This is a genomic window from Pectobacterium betavasculorum (assembly GCF_000749845.1).
GTDB classification, from domain to species: Bacteria; Pseudomonadota; Gammaproteobacteria; order Enterobacterales; family Enterobacteriaceae; genus Pectobacterium; species Pectobacterium betavasculorum.
Genome location: NZ_JQHM01000086.1, coordinates 1 through 243, shown reverse-complemented (window position 1 = coordinate 243; position 243 = coordinate 1). Strand labels below are relative to the sequence as shown.

Annotated in this window: 1 rRNA gene; it reads left to right on the top strand. The window is 56.0% G+C overall.

Annotated features, from left to right (window positions below):
- Positions 1-243, top strand: a 16S ribosomal RNA gene (locus tag KP22_RS21215); the annotation flags it as partial.

Genomic DNA, 243 nt, shown 5'->3' with positions numbered 1-243 from the left:
CTACGGGAGGCAGCAGTGGGGAATATTGCACAATGGGCGCAAGCCTGATGCAGCCATGCCGCGTGTGTGAAGAAGGCCTTCGGGTTGTAAAGCACTTTCAGCGGGGAGGAAGGCAGTAAGGCTAATAACCTTATTGATTGACGTTACCCGCAGAAGAAGCACCGGCTAACTCCGTGCCAGCAGCCGCGGTAATACGGAGGGTGCAAGCGTTAATCGGAATGACTGGGCGTAAAGCGCACGCAG